We start from the raw sequence: 20,315 nt of genomic DNA, 5'->3' as shown, positions 1-20,315 counted from the left end.
CAGATCTTGATCACGGCACAGCGGTCCACGGTTCGCGGGCGAAGACCTCCTCGACCATCGGGCGGAAGAACTCGAGTGGACGATGTGAGAACCGCGAATCGAAACAGTTCTGGTCGTAGCGCTCGCAGAATTCGACGCAGTCGTCGAACCACGGGTGGTCGCGGTACCTCTCGCGGGCATCTCGAACGCCACCCATGTGCGGGGCGTAGTAATACTGTTGGAACTCCGGATGGACCTTCACGATCCAGGCCATCCGCTCCGACACGTACGGCGCCAGGACTGCGGCGGCAAACGCGCCGTGGGCGTGGGGCGCGTACGTGTCGCCGATGTCGTGCAACAGCGCCGCGACAACGTATTCGACCGATCGTCCGTCATCGTAGGCCCGGGTCGCCGACTGCAGTGAGTGGTCCAGGCGGCTGATCGGATAGGCCTGCTCGCCGTCGTCGAGCGCTTCGACCAATGACAGAACCCGCGGTACCAGGCCGGCGTTGTTCTTCTCCTCGGCGCGACTGATCAGCGCGTAATCCTCGGCGGTGCCCTCGGACATCATCCGGTAGGTGGCACGTGTCGGCGTGCTCATGAGAGAACTCCTTTTCGCGGCGTCCGATCAACGTAGTCCTGCCCGACGCCGACCGCCTGTCGAACTGGTGCCATGGGCGCAGTCTCGACCCGGGTAGCCATGACCGCGTTGCGCGAAGGGTTCACCGTCGATTGCTCCCTCAACGGCTGATGGCGAACTGACGGATACAGGCATTCACCTCGTCGGGCACCTCGGCGGGAAGCAGATGTGAGGCGTCGGGCCACAGGTGATATCGCCAGTGGGGCACCACCGACAGCATGCGCCGAATGCCCAGCGCCGAGTCATGAATGGTGTTGCCCGCCAGCAGAACCTGGGTAGGTATCTGCACCGAGCGAAGCAGGCGATCACTGGCGAGGAGCAGGGGCGGTGTGTGCCGGGGTGGTGCGCAGGAGGCGAACCCGGCGACGAACAGGTCGGTGAGCGCATCGACGCGGCTGCCCGGGGCGGGAAATCCGGTGATGTACCCCGCGGCCCGTCGTGCGGACGCGGAATGGGGGCGGAACAACAGGAGGGCGAAACTCCGCCAGAAACGCCCGTGGAGACGCGCGACCGTGCTGGCCGGGTCGACGAGCGTCAGTGTCGCCAACCGTTGAGGCATCCGCGCAGCGGTATGCGTGGCGAGCCAACCGCCGTACGAATGTCCGACCAGGTGTACACCGCGCAGGTCGAGAGCTTCCGCAACCGCGTCGATGCAGCGCGCACCGGCAGCGGGCGTGAGCACCGATCTCGATTGAGAACTCGCCCCGGTCTGGCCCAGCATGTCCAGCGCGTACACGGTGAACTCGTCTGTCAGCTCGGCCACTTGCTGCCACCACATTGCCGAGGTCAGGAAGAAGCCGTGGATCAACACCATCGGCACGCCGCCGTCGGGCCCGTGTTGGTAGACCCGAACGGTGCCGAACGTCGTGCCGACGTCGTGCACGACGTCGGCCGGCGGGCTCAGTCCCCGCAGCTCGTCGTACACCGCGAGGTAGCGCCGTCGCGCTTCGGGGCTTCTGAAGCCACCGTGAGTCAAGCCAGACAAACGAAACCCTCCGGTCCACCCCGACTGCAGGACACTCCGGTACACGGTATGCGGGGGAGCGGCGGACTTGCGGGTTTCGGCGGTTGAGGACACGCACGTTGCCGTGCCGCCGGAGATTCGGCAGGGTGGGGTGATGAGCGACAACACGAAGGTCACCGTCGAACGCACGATTAATGCACCCGTCGACACCATCTTCGAGATTCTGTCGAATCCGGAGCGCCACGTGGCCCTTGACGGCTCGGGTTTCGTCCGCAGCGTCGACCACGCGGACCGGATCCAGGAGGTGGGCCAGGTGTTCACGATGAACATGCAGGGCGACCACATGGGCGGCGAGTACAAGACCGACAACCACGTCTCCGGCTACGTCAAGGACAAGCTGCTGGCCTGGAAGACCGCGCCCGCCGGCACCGAACCGCCCGGGTGGGAGTGGGTATGGGAGTTCGAGGCGCAGGGACCTGGCGAGACGTTGGTGCGGCACACCTACGACTGGTCGAAGGTCACCGACAAGAAGCTGCTCGAGAAAGTGAAGTTCCCCTTGGTGAGCGAGGACGATCTGGCCGACACGCTGGCCCGGCTCGCCGCAGAGACGTCCGCCTGATCGATCGATGAGCAGTTCGTCCGGTGACGGCGCCGGAGCGGGGGGCTCGCCGGGTCCCGACCTGCCCGCGTGGGGCGCCGGCGAGCCGTGGCCGTCGCCGCACGCGCCACCGGATCCGCCGGCGGTTCCGTTTCCGGAGACTGCGCCGAGCGAACCTGCGTCGCTGAACGATCGGCGCCGGAAGCCGCCTGCTGCACTGATCGGTGTGGCCGTCGTCGCGGTCGTCGCAGTCGCGGCAGCCCTGCTCCTGTGGCGTACCAACGACTCAGGACCGGCTGCTGAGAGTCTGAGCGTCGAACCTGCGCCCGCGCCGGTCGAGCATTCAGCCACCGACTGTACGAACAGCGTGACCAGTGGCGAAGTTCCTCCGGGTGACCTGTCGATGGTGTCGGCGGGCGGACTGTCCTTTCCGCGCAGCGTGGCGCCGGACTGGCGTGCCAAACCCGAACACCGAGTGCCCAATTCGATCGACGCGGTGTCGCTGGACGAGAAGATCAGCGACATGGGTGACCGTGGCTGGATCGGACAGCTGACCGTGGGTATCACCAATTTCGATCCGTCGATGTCGCTCGCCGACCAAGCCCGGTTGTTGCTGAAATGCGTTCTGCGGAGCGACCTCTATGCGGACACGTCCGCGGTGGCGGGTGACGGCGTACCGACCGCGGGGCGTCTGGACGGAACGCCCACGAGCACGATCGAGGTACCGGTCTCTGTCCGGGTGCCGGATCCGACCATCCTTGGCGATGACGTGGTGGTGATCATCGTCGGCACCAGACCTTCGACGTACTTCCTGGCCACCACTCCGTTCGGCGACGTCGAGCGCGCGGCGGTTGTTCGCGCCGCGCGGGAACAATTGCACATCTCCGCGGTGTGACGCGGAAATCGGCCACGCGAAGGCCGGCGAGATGTCGGCCTGATCGCTCAGCCGAGCGCCGGATCAATCTTCAGCGAGGCCCATCGCGGGTAGACGATGGCGGGTCCGAGCCAGCGCCTGACGAAGTGGCGCAGTTCGGTGCCGGTGCGTTGCTGACCGGGATCGGTCAGCATGGATTGAACGGTGCGAAGGGTCATTTCGGCGAGATCGTCACATCCGGCGGTGTCGAATCCGTGCAACGGCCAGTCGACGTCGAGGCGGTGGAAGAACGACAGGCAGAGGGTCTTGGCCGTATCCGAGGTCAGCGAGGTGACGGCGTGGCCGTCCGGTCGGCGGGTCAGCAGGCTTTCCAACTGCGGATCTCCGCCCAGGATTTCGATGCCCCTCGATACACATTCGACCACCGCGACGACCGGGTCTCGGACTCCGCGGACATGGTCCACCAGCTGATCGATGAAGCCGTCGACCGCACGCACACCGCTGGCCATCAGCAGGGCGTCGGCGTTCGGGAAGTATCGGTAGATCGTCTGTCGGGTGACCCCGAGGCGGCGGGCGACGTCCGCAAGATGTATCGCTGGACCGTGTTCGGCGACTTCTCGGTCGACCGCGTCCAGGATCCGGGAAATCGCTTCCTCATCGGTGGCGGGCGTCGAACCGGCCCAGCCGCGACTACGCATCCGCCGGCACCGAGTTAGCCGCGGCGAACTCGATCGGAAGTGTGGTCGGACCGGTCATTCCGAGCAGGGACTTCCACGGTGCCGGGCCGGCGCGCCGGGCCGTCGGCAACCGGCGGGTGAGAACGACGAGCGCCTCCGCCAACTCGCGGCGGGCCAGATTGGCCCCGAGACAGTAGTGGGCACCGCCGCCGAAGGTGAGAATCGGTTTGGCGCCCTCGCGGGCGATGTCGAACCGGTCGCCGTCGTCGTAGATCGCAGGATCTCGGTTGGCCGCGAAGGTGTTGGCCAGGACGAATGTTCCCGCCGGGAACAGGTAGCCACCGAATTCGGCGTCTTCGACGGCGGCACGGGGCACGATACTGCCGGCGGGCGAGTGGCGCATGGTCTCTTCGACCGCCTGCATCGCGAGTTCGGGATGATCTCCCAGCTTTGCCCATTGATCCGGATGCTCGCAGAGCACCTGGACCGACGCGGCAAGTTGGTTGCGCGTGGTGTCCGTTCCGGCCATGAGGAACCCGGCCACCAGCATGCGCAGCTCGTCGAGATTGAGCCGGTCACCGTCGCTTTCGGCGCGAATGAGCTCCGAGAGCAGGTCATCGGTCAGCTTGCTTCTGCGGGCGGCGACCATATCGTCGACATAGGCGTCGAGTTCGTTCCACGCCCGCATGATCGCCGCTTCGTCGAAATCGGCATCGGGCCGGAAATTGAAGGCCTGGAAGATCTCCTCTGTCCAGTTCGCGAACAGCTCCCAATCCATTCGAGGCGCCCCGAGCAGTGCGCAGATGACGGGCGTGGGGTAGGGCCGGGCGATGTCGGTCACGACGTCACACCGTCCGGCCTCCGCCACCCGGTCGATCAACCCGTTGACGATCTCGTGAATCGTCTCCTGCAGGCGCGCGGTGGCACGCGGCGTGAACGCCTTGGACACCAGCTTGCGCAACCGGACGTGTGGTGGTCCGTCCAGACCCAGGAGACTGTTGACGAGTTTGTCGTACAGCGGCCCTGAGGTGATGCCCTGAGCGGCCAGGGTGATTCCAGGGGGTAGTCGAAAGCGGTTGTCCCGCAATATTTCTCGGGACAGCTCGTAGGACAGGATCTCCGGCCCGAGAGGCCCCATGGCGATGGGCGCGCACGACTGCGCCCGTCGGACGTCGTCGAGGATGTCGTGTGGAGCGGCGTCCAAGCCGTACTCCAGCGTGGGGAGTGCGGCGTCGAAGACGCTGGGAGCGGCGGTGTTCACAGTCATCGTTGAACCAGGCTTTCGCTGACGTCCGAGGTTCTACCGGACATGTTGCGACATGATGTATGACCATCGTAGAACCTCGCGGCTCAAATCGCAGTGATTCGCCCAATCACGGAAGATGGGGACGGTCGCGGTCCAGTTCTGGTCATACGTGTGTGTGCGAAATGTCCCAGACGGAGGTGCGGGGTCGGTTCATCCCAGGATCGCCCGCGCTGCGCGCTCGGCGATCAGCATGACTGGCGCATTGGTGTTACCGGACGTGATGGTGGGCATCGCCGACGCGTCGGCCACGCGAAGGCCGGCCACGCGATACACGCGGAAGTCGGTGTCGATCACTGTGGCCGCCGAACGCGGCCGACCGTGAGAGTCGAAGGCGCCCATCGCGCACGTGCCGACGGGATGGAAGATCGTCGTCCCCAGTTCACCGGCCGCCGTCTGCAGGTCTTCGTCACTCACCACGTCCGGCCCGGGAAGCATCTCTTCAGGTTGATAGCGGCTCAGAGCCGGCGCCGCCATGATCTGGCGAGTCATTCGCAAGCCTTGTACGGCGAGCCGCCGATCGTCGTCGGTGGACAGATAGTTGCAGGAGATCTTCGGGTCGCTCGATGGGTTCGCGTCGGCCAATCGGACATGACCCCGCGAGGTCGGCCGCAGGTTGCAGACCGAGGGTGTGATGGCTGCGTACGGGTGCAGAGGTTCACCGAATTTCGGAAGCGACAGGGGCTGCACATGCCATTCCAGATCGGGACTGGCCAGCTCCGGATCGCTCTTGGCGAATGCCCCCAAGGTGGACGGCGGCATCGTCATGGGTCCGGATCGGAAGATCAGGTACTGAATTCCCATGCCGGCGCGGGTGATCCAGTTCCGGTACAGGGTGTTGACGGTCCTGGCGCCGCGGATGCGGTACACGGTTCGGAGCTGCAGATGGTCCTGGAGGTTCTCACCGACGCCCGGCAGATCGACGGCCACCGGCACCTGATGCCGGTCGAGCAATCCGGCGGGGCCGAGACCCGAGAGCTGCATCAGATGGGGGGTCCCGATGGCGCCGGCTGTCAGGATCACCTCCCGGTGGGCCCGGACGTCGATGGTCCGGCCGTCTTTGCGCAGCCGGACGCCGGTGACGCGGTGCTGGGCGGTGGTCCAGGCGCCGTGACGCTGATTCTCCTGGACCTGATCGTCGGTCAGCAGCTGTATGGCCTGAGTCTTGGTGTAGACGGTGAGGTTGGGGCGGTGGCTTACGGGGTGCAGGAAGGCGTCGGCCATCGACCAGCGCCGGCCGCGCCGCTGGTTGACGTGGAAGTACGCACTGCCGGAGTTGTCGCCGCGGTTGAACTCTTCGATCGGCTCGATGCCCATCTGGGCGGCCGCGGCCTGCCAGGCGTCGAGGATGTTCCAGCGCACGCGTGGTCGCTCGACGCGGATCTCGCCATCGACTCCGTGCCACTCGTCGGCTCCGCCGAAATAGTTCTCCAATTCCCGGTAGATCGACAGTGTTTCGCCCGGACCGTCCGCGCCGCCCCATAGCCAGCGCTCGTCACCGGTGGCGCGTGCCCACAGTGCGTAATCGCTGGCCTGCCCGCGCATGTGGATCATGGCGTTGATCGACGAGCACCCGCCGATGACGCGGCCCCGCGCGTAGAGAATGCTGCGGCCGGCCAGCCCCGGATCGGGTTCGGTGTTGAAACACCAGTCGGTGCGGGGGTTGCCGATCGTGAACAGGTAGCCCACGGGCACCCTGATCCAGAACCAGTTGTCTTTCCCGCCCGCCTCGATCAGAAGAACCCGGTGGTCGGGGTTGGCGCTGAGCCGATTGGCGAGCAGGCAGCCAGCGCTACCCGCGCCCACGATGATGAAGTCGAATTCGGCTGCAGGTTTCGTGTCCACCACGCGTCCCAGTGTGCCTCGCCGACCGTCGGTCCGGACAGCCTGCTCGACGACGCCACGTCACGGCCGGGGCCGTCAGCCGGCGAGGAATCCGCCCTCCACCGGCAGCGAGGTTCCGGTGATGTAGGCGGCGCCGGGGGACGCCAGGAACGAGACGGCCGCCGCAACATCAGCCGGTTCGGCGATCCTGCCGAGTGGAATGTTCGCCGCCTGCTCTCTGGCCACCTGGTCGGCGTCGGGCAGCCCCGCCATCCACTCGGCATAGAGGGGTGTGCGAGTCAATCCGGGAGCCACCGCATTCACCCGAATGTTGAAGGGGGCCAACTCGATGGCAGCGGATCGGGTCAATGCCTCCATGGCGCCTTTGGTGGCGCTGTAGATCCCGAGGCCTGCGACGCCGGCGCTGGCCAGCCTGGAGGTGATGTTGATGATCGCGCCCCCGTCGTGTTGCGCCATCACCCGTGCGGCCGACTGCAACATCGCAACGGCGGCAACCACGTTCGTTTCCAACGTGGTGCGGATCTCGGCGGCCGGAACCGTCAGCAGATCACCGGTGTGGTCGATGGCGGCGTTGTTGACGAGCACGTCCACCGACCCGAAGTGTTCCATGGTGCGGGCGACGATGTGCTCCGTCGCACCCGATTCGGTCAGATCGGCCGCCGTGAACAGCGCCCGTTCGCCGAGTTCGCCGATCAGGGCGGTTCCGCGCTGCTGGGACCGGCCGACGATGACGACCTGAAGGCCGTCGGCGTGCAGTCGCCGGGCGATCTCGGCACCGATGCCGGATGTGGCGCCGGTGACGATGGCGACGCGTGCTTCAACACCCACGGGTGGGTCTCCTTCAGTGCGGATTGTCGACAGTTCCAGTGTTCGCCCCGGGGGAGCAGCTCACCGAAGTATCGATCGCAGCCGCGGTCCACGTGTCACGGGGTCCGGTTCGCGAGCCTTGAAGCGTCCCGCCGAGCAGGGCCTGCTCGTCTCCGAACGCACCGCGGGGTCTTTGTGCCGGTGCCCTCGGAGTCGATCTCACGTTTCACCGAGAGCTCGTCTACACGTCGGGGATCCGCCGGCCCGACGTCGGAGTGACAGGGGCGCACCTCGGTCCCCGGCTATCCGTTGTCCCGCCATATGAGTACCTGCTTGAGCGACGTGAGGTCGTAACCGTCGTCGGCGGTCAATTCGGTCTGGAACAACGTGACGCCTGCCTCGCGGAACGCATCGGCACTGTCCGCGTCCTGCCACAGCGTTGAGCGTTCGATATCGGCGCCGCTACGGCCGAAGGCTGCGGCCAGCTCGTCGACGCGGTCGCTGGACCGGCGGAAGCCGTCGAGCTCCTGGAAGGCGTGCCAGATGTCGGCGTGCCGGGCCACGGCAGGCAGCGAGCGCTTGGGCCCCGTGCCGCCGATGAGGATGGGTAGCTTGCGCATGGGCGGCGGATTCAGTGCCGCGAGCCTGTTCTCGATGCGGATCAGGCTCTCGTCGAACAGATCGAAGCGGGAGGCGAAGGTGCCGAAGTCGTACCCGTAGGTGGTGTAGTCCTTTTCGTACCAGCCGGCGCCCAGGCCGAGGATGAGCCGACCGCCGCTGATGTGGTCGACGGTACGGGCCATGTCGGCGAGCAGGTCGGGGTTGCGGTAGCCGACACCGGTGACGAGAAGCCCGATCTCGGCATGCGAGGTGATCTCGCCCCACGACGCCAGCGCAGTCCAGCCCTCGAAGTTGACGACGTCAGGCTGCTCGTCGAACAACACGGGCTTGCCGTCGACGAGGGCTTTCATGGCCGGACGGTGGAAGTGGTCGTAGCCGAAGATCACGTCGACGCCGAGATCGTCGGCGGCCAGTACGGCATCTCGCCACGTGCGGTAGTCGGGCGCACCGCCAGGCTGGATCTGAACGGCGACGCGAAGGGGACGGGTCATAGCAGGCTCCTGAGTCGGGGAGGGCGACTCTTGAGCCAAGCGCACCGGCGCGGAGATTATTCCGCACCTAATCGGCGTCCTCCTCTTCGCGGCGGCGCGCGGTTTCGATCACTTCGGGCGGGACTGGCCGCTGAAGCCACGTCCGCATCCGCACCAAACCGCCGGCGACCGTGCCGACGGCGATGACGGCTCCGATGATCCAGAATGCAGTAGACATAGCCACAGTGTCCGCTTTCGAGAGGCCGGATGGGTCATTCGCCCGTACTAACGGCTGAAAGTTCCTGTGAGCACTCCGCGGGCAGTGACCTTGGTGCGGAACGCCTGACCGCGAAAGCCCTGAATCACTTGGCAATTCCACTGCAGGGCGCGAGCCGAGACCTCAGCCCGCGATTGGCGGCACTCCTGGGTCCACATCCGGGCGCCGCCATCGCCGCACTCGACCTGTGAGGCCGTATGAAGTCACATGAGTGGCTCGGGCGTGAAGGTGACGTCGACACCGCCCACAGACATCGTCACCTCACCTTCCATGACCATCACCTGCGCCGAGACCCGTCGATCGACCGTCTGGGCCAGTTGCTGCACCGCAGCGTGCGGTATCTGCACCACCGACAGGTTCGGCAGCCCGGCCACCTTGGGCCCTACAGCGCGCCACCAGGTGGGCGCGCCGGCGGCGAACGGGTACAGCAACACCTGGTCGGCCCGGCCGGCCGCCTTGCCCAAAACGCGGTCATCGGGCTGTCCGACGTTGATCCACTCCAGGATCCGGCCCGTGTAGTCCACGAGCCGCAAGTCCGGTACGCCGGGGGTGGACAGGCCCGGTCCGAACGCCAACTCACCGTCGACGTCGCTGAGTCGGTGGGCGCGAAGCCCAAAGGCCAACAACCGCACCACCATCCGCTCGTCGTTCTCGCTAGGATGACGAGCCACCGTCAGAGCGTGATCGGCGTAGTACCCGTGATCGACATCGGAGACGCCGAGTTCGACTTTGAACACTGTTGCGGAAAGGGCCACGTCATAGTGTCCACCCTGGTGGTGTTCTCCGAGCAGTCGGATCGAGTCGTCACCGATCGCGTAGATTCTTCGAGGAAAATCCGAGTATCCAACGCAGCATGCAACGAGGCCATCATGACCGAGAGCCAGAACACAGACGTTCCACCCGATCACCTCTCCATCGATCCGCGCAGCGCCTTCTACGACGAAGAGGTGCTCCGGCGCGATGTGGGTATCCGTTTCAATGGCGTCGAGAAAACCAACGTTCACGAATACAACGTGTCCGAGGGTTGGGTGCGTGTCGAAGTCCCTACTGCGAAGGATCGACGGGGTAATCCCATGGTCGTCAAGGTCAGTGGCACGGTCGAACCGTATTTCCGCGAAGCTCAATAGCGGACGCCGGCAGCTGCGAATTCGATCGCCGCGGCGACTGGGTGCCCGGCTCAGCTGTACCGCGCAACAAGCGCGCCGCCGATCGATGCGAGGTGGTCGCGCACGCCCTGCGGGCCGGTGACTTCGAGATAGTCAGTGAGCCAGGCAAGTTCGCCTGCGAGGGCGTACTCGTCGGGGCCGCGGATCACGATCTCGATCCGGCGGTCTGGCGTGGAACCGCCAATGTGAAGGCGGCTCCCGAACATCCTGCGGAGTAGGTCGAGCCCGTCGGGAGCGCACATGGCCTGGGCCTCGAGGGGAGTGCGCCTTTGGTCGACTTCGTCGGCAATCTCACGCCAGCTCTCGGCCAGGTCGAATCCCACGGGGCGTTGGACGGCATCAGCCGTCAACTCGACCAAGGAGACACGGTCGATCCGGAAGGTCCGTCGACCCGCCTCCGTATCGGAGACGAGGTACCACGTCGGGCCCTTGGCGACAATGCCCAGTGGGTGGACGGTCCGAACGGTTTCCGCACCCTTGCGGTCGACGTAGCCGAGCCGCACCTGGACACCGCGGATCACGGCGTCCTGAAGTTCGTCGAGAAACCGGGGTGGTCGGGGCTCGGACTGGCTGGAGCCCCAGCGTCGTGGGTCGACGACGACCGATGCCGCGGCCGCCTCGGCCTGTTCCCGGAAGGGCTCGGGCAAGGCGCGTACGAGCTTGCGCAGCGCGGCCTTCACACCCGGGGTTGTCGTTGAGGCGGGGCCGGCCACCAGAAACAGCGCGCGGGCCTCGCTCGCGGTCAGCCCGGACAGGTCGGTGCGAGCGCCGCCCAAGAGACGCCACCCGCCCCCTCGGCCCGGCGTGGAGTACACGGGCAACCCGGCCGCGCTCAACGCTTCGAGGTCGCGGCGGGCGGTGCGCTCGGAGACCTCCAACTCATGGGCGACCTCCGGTGCTGTGATCTGCGCGCGCTGTTGCAGCAGAAGGAGGATGGCGACTAGCCGGTCGGCTCGCATGCCACCACACTTCCACATAAAACTGGCCAGAAGGTGACCAGTTTGAGCCGCAACAATGGCGCCATGACCACGTCGACCAGTTCCGCTACAGACCATCTCAAAGATCCCCGGCCGATCCTCGACCGTGCCATCGCGACCGGCGGTGTCGTCATCGCCGGCGTCCGGCCGGAGCACCTCACGCACCCGACGCCGTGCACTGACATGGACGTGCGAGCAATGCTCGCCCACCTCATCGGTGTGCTTGGCCGAATTGCCGCCCTCGGCAACGGCGGAGACCCGTTCGCGGTCACCGAGACGACCGTTTCCGACGACCGTTGGTCCGATGCATGGAGGGAGTCGGGGAGGCTAGCCGTAGATGCCTGGAGCGAGGACGCCGTGCTCGAGCGACCCATGGCGCTGCCGTGGATCGCAGGCACCGGTGCGCAGGTGCTGGCGACCTACTTCTCCGAGCTGACCGTCCACACGTGGGATCTTGCGACGGCGACCGGTCAGGAACCGGACTGGGACGACACGGTCGTCGCCGCGGCGCTCGAGGCGCGCCACTTCCTGCCGGCCGAGAACCGCCGAGCATTTTATGAGGAAGTGTCGGCCGCGATGGGTCTCGACGAGGTCCGCGTCCCGTTCGCCGAGACCGTCCCGATCTCGGATGACGCGCCGGCCATCGACCGCCTCGTCGCCTGGAATGGCCGGGATCCAAGCCACCGACCCTAGCGGACAGATATCCAAAGCCTCTGAGTCACAACCGAAACCGCGCCGAGTCTCGGGCGCTGAGGTTCGAGATCGGGTTTTCGCCGTCAGTCCGCATCAGTGCGGAGCGCCCAGGTCTGCATACCGAGGAGACTCGCGAGCCGCCCCTGCATATCGACGCCGGCCGGCAGGGGTCGCCACCATGTGGTGACCTCGGCGATCTTGCCATCTGCGTCGAGCTGGATGTAATCCATTCCGTTGACCACGGTGTATTTGACCTGAAGTCGAAAGTGCGCGGCGTGGTGGGTCTCTCCGCTGAGACTTCGGTGTAGGTGAGATCGGCGGCCACCGCGCTGACGGTCTGGATGGCTTCCAGAACTGCCTCGCGGCCGGTGACCGGGTCGTAGAGCGGGCTGTACCGCCATGCATACAGTCGACGAAAAGTTTCACGGTGTCGCGGTGCGGAGCGATCCCGGTCATGTTCACTCCTCAGATCGCTGAGGTGCCGCCGTCGACAACTAGTTCCACGCCATTGACGTAGCTCGAGTCGTCCGAGGCGAGGAACAACGCGGCCGACGCGAGTTCCCCGGGTTGGCCCATCTTTCCCCGCGGGATCAGGGATTCGAACTGCGCCTTCATTTCCTCGTCGAACAACTGCTCCTGTATCGGTGTGGCGACCTGGCCGGGGGTCAGTACGTTCACCCGGATCTTCCTGTCCTTCAGCTCCGATACCCAGACCCGTGCGTAGGCGCGTAGCAGGGCCTTGCTCGCCGCGTACACACTCCACTCGGGGTAACCCTTGAGCGAAGCGTTCGAGCCGGTCATGAAGATCGAGCCGCCGTCGTTGAACAGCGGCAGTGCCTTCTGGACCGTGAACAGCGTGCCGCGCGCGTTCAGCCCGAAAGTGGCATCGAACTGCTCCTCGGTGATCTCGCCGAGCCTGCCTTGTATCCCCATCCCGGCGCTCGCCCACAACACGTCGATCGCGCCCTTTTCCCGCCTGACCGTGTCGAACAGACGGTCCAGATCGTCCAGGTCGGCCGAATCACCCTGTACACCAGTCACATTCCGGCCGATCAATTCGACGGCCTCGTCCAGCGCGTCCTTGCGTCGGCCCGAGATGAAGACGTGAGCACCTTCCTTGACGAACAGCTCGGCCCCGGCCAGTGCCATACCGCTGGTCGCGCCGGTGATCACCGCGACCTTGCCCTCGAGCTTTCCCATGATCTCGTCCATCCGTTGTGCCGATGTTATGTACACCGATCGGTATACCTAACCTACGCGCATCGTGGTGTGCGGCACAAGTTATGTACACCGATGGGTACCCGACGGCGCTATTCTGGGCTCATGACGCAGTTGGAGAAGGGGCCGCAAGGCCTACGCCGCGGCAGGGGTGCACGAGAGCGCATTCTCGACGCGTCGCGTCAGTTGTTCCGCGATCACGGCATCAACAGCACCGGCCTGGACCAGCTCTGCGCGGTGGCCCAGGTGTCCAAGCGGACCTTTTACCAGCACTTCGCGAGCAAGGATGCGCTGATCGCCGAGCACCTCCGCCGTTTCGACCCCGACGTCCTGCCCGAGGTGTTCGACCGCACCGACCTCACGCCTCGCAACAGGCTCCTCGCCGCGTTCGACCTCGAGGGGCCACTGTGCCCCTTCATCGCAGCGGCCGTCGAGATCAACGACCCGGACCACCCGGCCCGCCTGCACGCCCGCGACTACAAGAAAGCCTTTGCCGCGCGGTTCGCCGAAGCCGCCCGCGAGGCCGGCGCCACCGACCCTGAACAACTCGGTGAACAGCTGGCGCTGCTCCTCGACGGCGCCTCGGCGCGAAACCGAGTCCTCAACTCCGAAAGCTTCGCCACCGCCGCCGGCATCGCCGCGGTCCTCATCGACAACGCCATTCCCGGGGCAGGGGAGCCGCTCGACGCACGCTGAAAACCCGGCGTCGGTCGGTTCTCAGAAGGTCTGGTCTTCGATGGGGGCGTCGCGATGGGTTGTGGCCAAGTGGTGCAGGATTCGTTCGTTGCATCGGCAGCCGTCTGGGTCTGCCCACCGTCAGCGTGCCCGTGGACGAACTGATGCTGCCGGGATACTTCGGAATGTTCACGAATCTGGTCACGATGAACCTGCCGACCTCAAACCTGATCACGCGCGAGACACTCGGCTGGGAACCCACTCAGCGTCGCCTGCTCGACGATCTGGACAACGGCCACTACGTTGCCGAGAGCGGCAAGTCTGTTGCCCAACAATGAAACTCACTCGCCACCACTAGGGAACCATGACCACCTTCGCCCCGCATCGCGCCACCCTGGAGTCCGTCGCCGACTGCATGAACGGCGGCGCAGACACTGACACCCTGACCAGCTTGCTCGACGAGGACGTGGTGCTCCACGGCCCGTTCAGCAATGAGCCGATCATCGGCCGCGGGATCGCCGACACCCACCACGGCGCACGCTTCCGGCCGGAATCGCCATTCGCTCGACGGAGCAACGCTAGACGAGGCAGCGAGGGTTCGGGCAAGGCTTCCGCCTGAGTCCGGCGGGTGCCGGCTTCCCGTAGGTTGGTCAACGAGTAAGTCCGGACCTGCGAGGGTCTGCCGCGAGACGAGGCGTGAAAGTGGGATGTTCCATGCGTACGAACACATACCGTTCTCCGGCGATCGTCGGTCTAGCCGCCGTGGCGCTGATAACCGTGGGGTGTGGCAGTGGCGAGAGCGTCGACGCGTCCACGCCGCCGCAGGTCGAGTTGATTTCTACCTCCGAGGTGGAGGCGCCACCGGCCGAGGTTAAGCTGATCGGGGAGCGGGACGTCGAGGTAACGCTTACCGGTCCGATCGCGGCGAAGTACTCGACAGCGACCGACATGCAGAAGCAGGCGCTCGGTAAGCCGCTGACCGGTGACCACAATGCAGGCACCCGCGACAGCGGGGTGGTGTTCCAACAGTTTCAGGGCGGCGTCATCGTCGCCAAGAATGACGAAGTCGGCACACCGGCGTACATCACCTGGGGGAAGATTCGCGAGGCGTGGAACATCGAACGCGACGAGGACGGCGTTCCCGACATCGGGGGCAAGAACGGTTCGCCGGGCCCGCTGGGCGTACCGACAAGCGATGAGAACCCCGTCGGCGATCTTCTTGTGACGACCTTCGAGCACGGCACAATTACGTTCGATCCGAAGACCGGTGAGGTCGAGGTGACGGTCAACGGCAACGTCGTGCCGTCCGGACTCTAGGAGTATGCGGGGAGTCTGTTCGGCTGCGGCATGACTCGCCTACTGGTAACACTGCATATTCGATTTCTGCATATTCCCCGATGTGTAGAACCGGCATAACAGTCTCCGTACGCCTCGTGGTTCTTTCACCCGGCTCCACTGACGGCTGATTAAGGGTGAGCTGTGCGATGGCGACAGCACCGCGCGGGCTCACGTCCAGAAGACGCATTCCACGCGCGGTATTAACCGGCACAACCGCTCCTCGTTGCGCTGACCACCGTCCGAAAGCGCCGAAACGTAGTCATCTGACGGATGCCTGGTCGGCTGACGATGGCCCAGAGTCATCGTGTGGAGCTGAACTGAATCAGCTCCTTTCCATCGTGAATCCCACCGGGGATGTGCCTTTCGAGGAGACAAGATGTCTGACTTGGTTGATGTGATGCTTGATGCGCACGGCGGTCTCGACCGGTTCCGCCGGTTCGCGTTCCTGAACGCCCGACTGCACCAGGGCGGTGTGCTGTGGGGAGTCAAGGGTCAGCCGACGGTATTGCAGGAGGCCAACGTCCGCGTCGACCTCAACCGAGAGTGGGTGTCGCACTGGCCTTTCGCCCCCACCGATCACCGGTCCCAGTTCACCCCGAAGCGAGTCACCATTGAAACACCCGCGGGCGAGGTCGTCGAGCAACTCGACGAACCCCGTGATTCATTTGCCGGGTACGTCATGGAGACCCCGTGGAGTAACGCGCAGGTCGCCTACTTCGCCGGATACACGATGTGGACCTACCTGACATCTCCGTTCATCCTGGCCCGACCGGGGGTGTTGACCGACGAGATTGAGCCGTGGGCGGAGAACGGAGAGACTTGGCGACGGCTGCGCGTGACCTTCCCCCGGGACATCGCCACCCACAGCACGGTCCAGACCTTCTATGTCGACGACACGGGGCTGTTGCGTCGCCACGACTACGACGTGGATATCCAAGGCAGCAATCCCGCCGCTCGCTATCTGCTCGATCCTGTCACCGTGCAGGGAATCGTGTTGCCCTCCAGATTGCGCATCTTCCCGCGCAACGATGACAACACGGCGGCCGCTGATCCGCTGATCGTCTCGGTGGACCTATCCGACTTCGCGTTCGAGTAACCGTAGGCGACACATCCTGCTTACGGGTGGTCAGATCCGACGGCGGCGTCGCCGGATGGAAGACAGTCAATGTGCCTATGGCTCTCGCGGTCTGCAGGCAAGAGAATCCGGAGATGACGCGGATCCGAGGCGATCTCGCGAGCGATCGATGAAGGGTGCACAGCATATGGAGAATTCGTTGTCGTTGATGGCCGAGACCCGCTATCTGGATGGGCCGAGCGCACGGTTCGCCTACCGTCGCTTCGGTGCGGGTACCGGTGTCCCGTTGGTGCTGGCGTTGCGCTTTCGCGGCACCATGGATCACTGGGATCCGGCGTTCCTGGACGCACTGGGAGCCGAACGTGAGGTGATCCTTTTCGACAACATCGGGCACGGTAGGACCAGTGGCGTCGCGCCGGCCAGCATGGCCGCCCTGGCCGGCGGACTCACCGAGTTCGTCGACACCTTGGGGCTGTCCGAGGTCGATCTGCTCGGTTGGTCGTTGGGCGGGATCGTGGTGCAGGCGGCCACGTTGCAACGTCCTGATCTGGTGCGCCGGCTGATCGTCGCGGGCAGCTCTCCCGGTGGTGGTGTCCCCGGCATGCCGCAACCCGATCCGAAGATCTGGCAGGTTGCCACCAAGCCTGTAAACGACGACGATGACTTTCTCTATCTGTTCTTTCCCGATGAGGATCCGGGTCGCAAGCGGGGACTGGAGTCGTTGCGGAGGTTGGACGACCGTGTCCTGTCGCCGGAGCATGTTCCGGTGTCGATCGAGACGATGCAGGCGCAGTTGGCCGTCATTGCCTCGACCGGTTCGAGTATCTGGGATCGCCTGAGGGAGATCACCATTCCGACCTTGGTTGCCAACGGTGCGCACGACCGGATGATCGATGCCTACGCCACCTTCGCGATGGTGGGCCGGATGCCCAATGCCAAGGCCATTCTGTACAGCGATGCCGGGCACGGGTTCCTCTTCCAGCACGTCACGGACTTCGCCCGCGAGATCGTCGAGTTCCTCGCGTGACCCCGCAGGTGATTGAGGTCGATCTGCTCGTCATCGGATTCGGCAAGGGCGGCAAGACGTTGGCGACTGAGGTGGGCCGACAAGGTCAGCGTGTCGTGCTGGTGGAGGAGTCGGCGCAGATGTACGGCGGCACCTGCATCAACACGGGCTGTGTGCCGACGAAGTCGATGGTGTACCGCAGTGAGCACTCGCCCCGCGGCTCGTCCGGAACGTCGGTTTACGCGGATGCGGTCGCTGCCACAGAGCGGCTGACCACCGGGTTGCGGGCTACGAATCTCGCGGCACTGCAGTCGGTCCCGTCATTGCGGGTGCTCACCGGTCGGGCGAGCTTCATCGATGCGAACTCGGTCGCGGTAGAGACCGAGGACGGTCTCGCCACGGTGGTGGCGCGCGACATCGTCATCGGTACCGGCTCAACACCGGTGATTCCCGACCTACCCGGCGTGCGGCATAGTCCGGTCGTGGTCACCAGTGCGGAGTTGCTGCGGCGTGCCTCGCGCCCGGACCGGCTTGTGATTCTCGGCGGCGGCTACATCGGTTTGGAGTTCGCGTCGATGTACGCCGGATACGGCACCTCCGTGACCGTTCTGGAGCAACGTCCGGCCGTTCTGGCACATGAGGACCCAGACATCGCCGACGCTGCAGTTTCTGTCCTGTCCGGGAGGGGAGCCACGATCCTCACCGGCGCCGAAGTCACTGAAGTGCAGACTGTTCCGCGGCCGGGCGCCCCCCCATTGGCACGCGTGGCGTATCGCATCGGCGGACGCGCCGCCACCGTCGAGGCCGACGTCGTGCTGATCGCGCTCGGACGCACGCCCAACTCCGCCTATCTCCGACTTGATCGGGCCGGGGTGGAGATGACCGACACCGGTGCCGTCGTGGTCGATGACTACCGCCGTAGCAGCCAACCCCACATCTATGCGGTCGGGGATGTCAACGGCGGACCGCAGTTCACCTACATCTCTCTCGACGACTACCGCATCGTGCTCGATCAGCTCGGCGGTGCTGCCGAACCCAGGTCTGCCGCCCAGCGCCGAGCAGTTCCGAACTGCCTGTTCCTGAGCCCCCCACTGGCACGTGTCGGCCTTACCGAAAACCAAGCGCGCACCGCGGGTTACGACCTCAAAGTGGCGGCCAGCCCGGTGGTGAACCTGGCCACCGTGGCAAGAGCCCGCATCGTCGATGACACGGCCGGGATGATGAAAGTGGTGGTGGACGCGGAAACCGACAGGATTCTCGGCGCTGCCCTGCTGTGTCACGACGCACAGGAGGTGATCAACATCGTCGCCCTGGCGATGCGCCACGGCATCACCGCATCGGTATTGCGGGACGAGATCTACACCCATCCGTCCATGTCGGAGTGTTTCAACCAGCTGTTAGGACTGCTGCAATGAAGTTCGACCCTACGAACACCGCGGTCGTGGTCATCGATCCGCAGATCGACGTCCTGAGTCCCACCGCACGCAACTGGGCGTCCGTCGGCGCGAGTGTCACCGAGAACGACACAGTGGCCCACCTCGCCCAACTCATGGAAACCGCCGTCGCCCAGGGGTATCCGCTGATCATCTCGCCGCATTACTTCTATCCGTCTGATTCGCAGTGGTTGTTCAACGGGCCGCTGGAGTCCGACGAGTTCGCCACCGGAACGTTCGCCCGCGTTGGGGCCCTGGATTTGACCGACTTCGCGGGTTCGGGCGCAGACTGGCTACCTGCGCTGGCGCCCTATATCAACCGCCCGACCACCACCGTCGCGAGCCCCCACAAGGTCTTCGGGCCGCAGACCAACGACGTTGTCTTACAGCTACGGAAGCGAGGATGCGACCGCGTCATCCTCGCCGGGATGTTGGCGAACATGTGCGTCGAGTCTCACCTGCGTCACCTTCTCGAGGACGGATTCGAAGTTGCGGTGGCCGTGGATGCGGTGGCGGGCCCCCGTCACCCCGCCTGGGGCGACGGGTATCAGGCAGCGCTGGTGAACTATCGGTTTCTCGCGCACGCGGTGTTGCCGACCGGAGAAATCGTCTCGGCGATGACCGGCGCGGCATGAATCACTGAGCGAGGGTGAAGTCGAGGACGACGCGGAATCGTGCGCGGCCGGACATCATTCGGTCGTAGGCGCGCGGTGCTTCGTGAAAGGGGAGTGGTTCGATCATCGGGGCGATCTGGTGCGTGAGGCTGAATGCGAGGTTGTCTTCGTTATCGATGGCGGATCCGGTGAGGCTTCCGATGATGCTGCGCCCGCCGAAGATCAGATCGGGGGTGTGGACCGGTACCGGTTCTGGTGAGGCTCCGACGACGATCATTTTGCCCCGTGGTTGGAGTCCGGCTACCAGTCCGGCCATCGATGCTCCGTTGGCGGCCGTGGCGATGATCGCTGTCGCACCGCCGAGTGCGGTTAGCGCGGCGGCGGGGTCTTCGGCGGCGCTGTCGATGTAGTGGTCGGCGCCCAAAGTCGAGGCCAGTCGCGCCTTTTCGGTGCCGCGGGCTAGTGCGGCGACGCGGTAACCCATTTTCTTGGCGTACTGCACGCCCAGATGTCCTAATCCTCCGATACCCTGTACCGCCACCAGGGAGTTCACCGGCGCCTGGGCGACGCGCAGGGCGTTGAACACGGTCACCCCGGCACACAACAGGGGTGCGGCCGTCAGCGCGTCGAAGGCCTCCGGAACCCGCACCAGCCCAGAGGCCCTGGCGTAGACGATCTCGGCATACCCGCCGTCGACGGTTGTCCCGGGCTGGGGTTGGTCGGTGCAGTTAACGAAGTCACCGCGGCGGCAGAAGTCGCACTGACCGCACTGGCCGCCCAGGAATCCCACCCCGACGCGGTCACCGACCTGCCACCGAGGTTCCACCCCGGCGCCGATGGCATCAATGGTCCCGACTACCTCGTGACCGGGAACCATTGGGGTCGTCGGGTCTGGGCGCTGTCCCTCCACGGCCAGAACATCGCTGTGGCATACCCCGCACGCGGCCGTCCGGATCCGCACGTGCCCGGGGGCGGGGTCGTGCAGTTCGCGGTCGACGAGGGAGAATTCGCGATGTTTAGTGACCTGATATGCCCGATAAGAGTTCATGTATCCATGCCATCAGC

25 protein-coding genes are annotated in these 20,315 nt (G+C 65.3%); 12 read left to right on the top strand and 13 right to left on the bottom strand.

Features of this window, described 5'->3' with window-relative positions; all coding sequences use genetic code 11:
• Positions 1-10: 10 nt before the first annotated feature.
• Together A5757_RS06355 and A5757_RS06350 are read right to left on the bottom strand one after the other, a co-directional pair.
• Complete coding sequence (locus tag A5757_RS06355) at positions 11-580, bottom strand: HD domain-containing protein (RefSeq protein ID WP_066830250.1); 570 nt, start codon at positions 578-580, stop codon at positions 11-13.
• 139 nt (positions 581-719) lie between these two features.
• Positions 720-1,544 carry an alpha/beta fold hydrolase gene (locus A5757_RS06350; RefSeq protein ID WP_231983901.1) on the bottom strand — a complete coding sequence of 275 codons (825 nt, stop codon included), beginning with the start codon at positions 1,542-1,544 and terminating at the stop codon, positions 720-722.
• A 193-nt stretch (positions 1,545-1,737) separates the two neighbouring features.
• Here A5757_RS06350 and A5757_RS06345 point away from each other — a divergent pair, with 193 nt between their 5' ends.
• Positions 1,738-2,202, top strand: a complete 465-nt coding sequence (locus tag A5757_RS06345) for an SRPBCC family protein (protein ID WP_066830246.1) — start codon at positions 1,738-1,740, stop codon at positions 2,200-2,202.
• A 7-nt stretch (positions 2,203-2,209) separates the two neighbouring features.
• A complete protein-coding gene (locus A5757_RS06340; protein ID WP_066830244.1) occupies positions 2,210-3,076 on the top strand; it encodes a hypothetical protein in 867 nt (288 codons plus the stop codon).
• Between the two features lie 47 nt (positions 3,077-3,123).
• Here A5757_RS06340 and A5757_RS06335 read toward each other — a convergent pair whose 3' ends face one another.
• The 7 genes from A5757_RS06335 to A5757_RS06310 form a co-directional block, all read right to left on the bottom strand.
• Positions 3,124-3,753, bottom strand: a complete 630-nt coding sequence (locus A5757_RS06335; RefSeq protein WP_066830236.1) for a TetR/AcrR family transcriptional regulator — start codon at positions 3,751-3,753, stop codon at positions 3,124-3,126.
• Complete coding sequence (locus tag A5757_RS06330; RefSeq protein WP_066830233.1) at positions 3,746-4,999, bottom strand: cytochrome P450; 1,254 nt, start codon at positions 4,997-4,999, stop codon at positions 3,746-3,748. The genes A5757_RS06335 and A5757_RS06330 overlap by 8 nt, the downstream gene beginning before the upstream one ends.
• 189 nt (positions 5,000-5,188) lie before the next feature.
• Positions 5,189-6,883, bottom strand: a complete 1,695-nt coding sequence (locus A5757_RS06325; protein ID WP_066830230.1) for a GMC family oxidoreductase — start codon at positions 6,881-6,883, stop codon at positions 5,189-5,191.
• Between the two features lie 72 nt (positions 6,884-6,955).
• Complete coding sequence (locus A5757_RS06320; protein ID WP_066830228.1) at positions 6,956-7,708, bottom strand: SDR family NAD(P)-dependent oxidoreductase; 753 nt, start codon at positions 7,706-7,708, stop codon at positions 6,956-6,958.
• 281 nt (positions 7,709-7,989) lie between these two features.
• Positions 7,990-8,799, bottom strand: a complete 810-nt coding sequence (locus A5757_RS06315; RefSeq protein WP_066830225.1) for an LLM class F420-dependent oxidoreductase — start codon at positions 8,797-8,799, stop codon at positions 7,990-7,992.
• A 67-nt stretch (positions 8,800-8,866) separates the two neighbouring features.
• Entirely contained in the window at positions 8,867-9,016 is a 150-nt protein-coding gene (locus tag A5757_RS23395) for a hypothetical protein (RefSeq protein WP_197497271.1), read from the bottom strand.
• 242 nt (positions 9,017-9,258) lie between these two features.
• Positions 9,259-9,810: a YaeQ family protein gene (locus A5757_RS06310; RefSeq protein ID WP_066830222.1), complete on the bottom strand. Its 552-nt coding sequence runs from the start codon at positions 9,808-9,810 to the stop codon at positions 9,259-9,261.
• 114 nt (positions 9,811-9,924) lie between these two features.
• On the opposite strand from A5757_RS06310, the gene A5757_RS06305 reads away from it, so the two are divergent.
• A complete protein-coding gene (locus tag A5757_RS06305) occupies positions 9,925-10,182 on the top strand; it encodes a DUF3297 family protein (RefSeq protein ID WP_066830408.1) in 258 nt (85 codons plus the stop codon).
• A 50-nt stretch (positions 10,183-10,232) separates the two neighbouring features.
• Here the strand turns inward: A5757_RS06305 and A5757_RS06300 are convergent, their stop codons facing one another.
• The gene (locus tag A5757_RS06300; protein ID WP_066830405.1) at positions 10,233-11,180 is read right to left on the bottom strand and encodes a YafY family protein; all 948 of its coding nucleotides are present in this window, start codon (positions 11,178-11,180) and stop codon (positions 10,233-10,235) included.
• Positions 11,181-11,243: 63 nt separating this feature from the next.
• On the opposite strand from A5757_RS06300, the gene A5757_RS06295 reads away from it, so the two are divergent.
• Positions 11,244-11,891: a TIGR03086 family metal-binding protein gene (locus A5757_RS06295; protein WP_197497270.1), complete on the top strand. Its 648-nt coding sequence runs from the start codon at positions 11,244-11,246 to the stop codon at positions 11,889-11,891.
• 83 nt (positions 11,892-11,974) lie between these two features.
• On the opposite strand, the gene A5757_RS23605 is transcribed toward A5757_RS06295, so the two are convergent.
• Entirely contained in the window at positions 11,975-12,121 is a 147-nt protein-coding gene (locus A5757_RS23605; protein ID WP_231983900.1) for a hypothetical protein, read from the bottom strand.
• Positions 12,122-12,356: 235 nt separating this feature from the next.
• On the bottom strand, positions 12,357-13,091 hold the full coding sequence (locus A5757_RS06285) for an SDR family NAD(P)-dependent oxidoreductase (protein ID WP_066830402.1): 735 nt from the start codon (positions 13,089-13,091) through the stop codon (positions 12,357-12,359).
• A gap of 123 nt (positions 13,092-13,214) precedes the next feature.
• Between A5757_RS06285 and A5757_RS06280 the strand changes: the two genes are divergently transcribed.
• The 8 genes from A5757_RS06280 to A5757_RS06245 all read left to right on the top strand — a co-directional run bounded on the left by A5757_RS06280 (position 13,215) and on the right by A5757_RS06245 (position 19,271).
• Positions 13,215-13,805: a TetR/AcrR family transcriptional regulator gene (locus A5757_RS06280; protein WP_066830218.1), complete on the top strand. Its 591-nt coding sequence runs from the start codon at positions 13,215-13,217 to the stop codon at positions 13,803-13,805.
• A 131-nt stretch (positions 13,806-13,936) separates the two neighbouring features.
• Positions 13,937-14,122: a hypothetical protein gene (locus A5757_RS06275; protein WP_066830214.1), complete on the top strand. Its 186-nt coding sequence runs from the start codon at positions 13,937-13,939 to the stop codon at positions 14,120-14,122.
• Positions 14,123-14,148: 26 nt separating this feature from the next.
• Positions 14,149-14,403: a hypothetical protein gene (locus A5757_RS06270; RefSeq protein WP_066830211.1), complete on the top strand. Its 255-nt coding sequence runs from the start codon at positions 14,149-14,151 to the stop codon at positions 14,401-14,403.
• 95 nt (positions 14,404-14,498) lie between these two features.
• Positions 14,499-15,101, top strand: a complete 603-nt coding sequence (locus tag A5757_RS06265) for an LGFP repeat-containing protein (protein WP_066830208.1) — start codon at positions 14,499-14,501, stop codon at positions 15,099-15,101.
• 397 nt (positions 15,102-15,498) lie between these two features.
• The gene (locus A5757_RS06260; protein ID WP_066830205.1) at positions 15,499-16,218 is read left to right on the top strand and encodes a hypothetical protein; all 720 of its coding nucleotides are present in this window, start codon (positions 15,499-15,501) and stop codon (positions 16,216-16,218) included.
• Positions 16,219-16,405: 187 nt separating this feature from the next.
• A complete protein-coding gene (locus A5757_RS06255) occupies positions 16,406-17,224 on the top strand; it encodes an alpha/beta fold hydrolase (RefSeq protein WP_231983899.1) in 819 nt (272 codons plus the stop codon).
• The gene (locus A5757_RS06250) at positions 17,221-18,618 is read left to right on the top strand and encodes an FAD-dependent oxidoreductase (RefSeq protein ID WP_066830198.1); all 1,398 of its coding nucleotides are present in this window, start codon (positions 17,221-17,223) and stop codon (positions 18,616-18,618) included. The genes A5757_RS06255 and A5757_RS06250 overlap by 4 nt, the downstream gene beginning before the upstream one ends.
• Entirely contained in the window at positions 18,615-19,271 is a 657-nt protein-coding gene (locus A5757_RS06245) for an isochorismatase family protein (protein WP_066830195.1), read from the top strand. The genes A5757_RS06250 and A5757_RS06245 overlap by 4 nt, the downstream gene beginning before the upstream one ends.
• Before the next feature lies 1 nt (position 19,272).
• Here the strand turns inward: A5757_RS06245 and A5757_RS06240 are convergent, their stop codons facing one another.
• Entirely contained in the window at positions 19,273-20,298 is a 1,026-nt protein-coding gene (locus tag A5757_RS06240) for an alcohol dehydrogenase catalytic domain-containing protein (protein WP_066830193.1), read from the bottom strand.
• Between the last annotated feature and the right edge of the window lie 17 nt (positions 20,299-20,315).

Origin of the sequence: Mycobacterium sp. 852013-51886_SCH5428379 (assembly GCF_001665575.1) — a bacterium.
Lineage (GTDB): Bacteria > Actinomycetota > Actinomycetes > Mycobacteriales > Mycobacteriaceae > Mycobacterium.
This window is presented reverse-complemented; position numbering and strand designations above follow the sequence as displayed.

What these genes read in the sequence shown, in the direction of transcription:
- A5757_RS06355 (WP_066830250.1), bottom strand. Translation starts at nt 580, where the DNA reads ATGAGCACGCCGACACGTGCCACCTACCGGATGATGTCCGAGGGCACC.
- A5757_RS06345 (WP_066830246.1), top strand. Translation starts at nt 1,738, where the DNA reads ATGAGCGACAACACGAAGGTCACCGTCGAACGCACGATTAATGCACCC.
- A5757_RS06340 (WP_066830244.1), top strand. Translation starts at nt 2,210, where the DNA reads ATGAGCAGTTCGTCCGGTGACGGCGCCGGAGCGGGGGGCTCGCCGGGT.
- A5757_RS06335 (WP_066830236.1), bottom strand. Translation starts at nt 3,753, where the DNA reads ATGCGTAGTCGCGGCTGGGCCGGTTCGACGCCCGCCACCGATGAGGAA.
- A5757_RS06330 (WP_066830233.1), bottom strand. Translation starts at nt 4,999, where the DNA reads ATGACTGTGAACACCGCCGCTCCCAGCGTCTTCGACGCCGCACTCCCC.
- A5757_RS06315 (WP_066830225.1), bottom strand. Translation starts at nt 8,799, where the DNA reads ATGACCCGTCCCCTTCGCGTCGCCGTTCAGATCCAGCCTGGCGGTGCG.
- A5757_RS23395 (WP_197497271.1), bottom strand. Translation starts at nt 9,016, where the DNA reads ATGTCTACTGCATTCTGGATCATCGGAGCCGTCATCGCCGTCGGCACG.
- A5757_RS06305 (WP_066830408.1), top strand. Translation starts at nt 9,925, where the DNA reads ATGACCGAGAGCCAGAACACAGACGTTCCACCCGATCACCTCTCCATC.
- A5757_RS06300 (WP_066830405.1), bottom strand. Translation starts at nt 11,180, where the DNA reads ATGCGAGCCGACCGGCTAGTCGCCATCCTCCTTCTGCTGCAACAGCGC.
- A5757_RS06295 (WP_197497270.1), top strand. Translation starts at nt 11,244, where the DNA reads ATGACCACGTCGACCAGTTCCGCTACAGACCATCTCAAAGATCCCCGG.
- A5757_RS23605 (WP_231983900.1), bottom strand. Translation starts at nt 12,121, where the DNA reads ATGGATTACATCCAGCTCGACGCAGATGGCAAGATCGCCGAGGTCACC.
- A5757_RS06285 (WP_066830402.1), bottom strand. Translation starts at nt 13,091, where the DNA reads ATGGGAAAGCTCGAGGGCAAGGTCGCGGTGATCACCGGCGCGACCAGC.
- A5757_RS06280 (WP_066830218.1), top strand. Translation starts at nt 13,215, where the DNA reads ATGACGCAGTTGGAGAAGGGGCCGCAAGGCCTACGCCGCGGCAGGGGT.
- A5757_RS06270 (WP_066830211.1), top strand. Translation starts at nt 14,149, where the DNA reads ATGACCACCTTCGCCCCGCATCGCGCCACCCTGGAGTCCGTCGCCGAC.
- A5757_RS06265 (WP_066830208.1), top strand. Translation starts at nt 14,499, where the DNA reads ATGCGTACGAACACATACCGTTCTCCGGCGATCGTCGGTCTAGCCGCC.
- A5757_RS06260 (WP_066830205.1), top strand. Translation starts at nt 15,499, where the DNA reads ATGTCTGACTTGGTTGATGTGATGCTTGATGCGCACGGCGGTCTCGAC.
- A5757_RS06255 (WP_231983899.1), top strand. Translation starts at nt 16,406, where the DNA reads ATGGCCGAGACCCGCTATCTGGATGGGCCGAGCGCACGGTTCGCCTAC.
- A5757_RS06245 (WP_066830195.1), top strand. Translation starts at nt 18,615, where the DNA reads ATGAAGTTCGACCCTACGAACACCGCGGTCGTGGTCATCGATCCGCAG.
- A5757_RS06240 (WP_066830193.1), bottom strand. Translation starts at nt 20,298, where the DNA reads ATGAACTCTTATCGGGCATATCAGGTCACTAAACATCGCGAATTCTCC.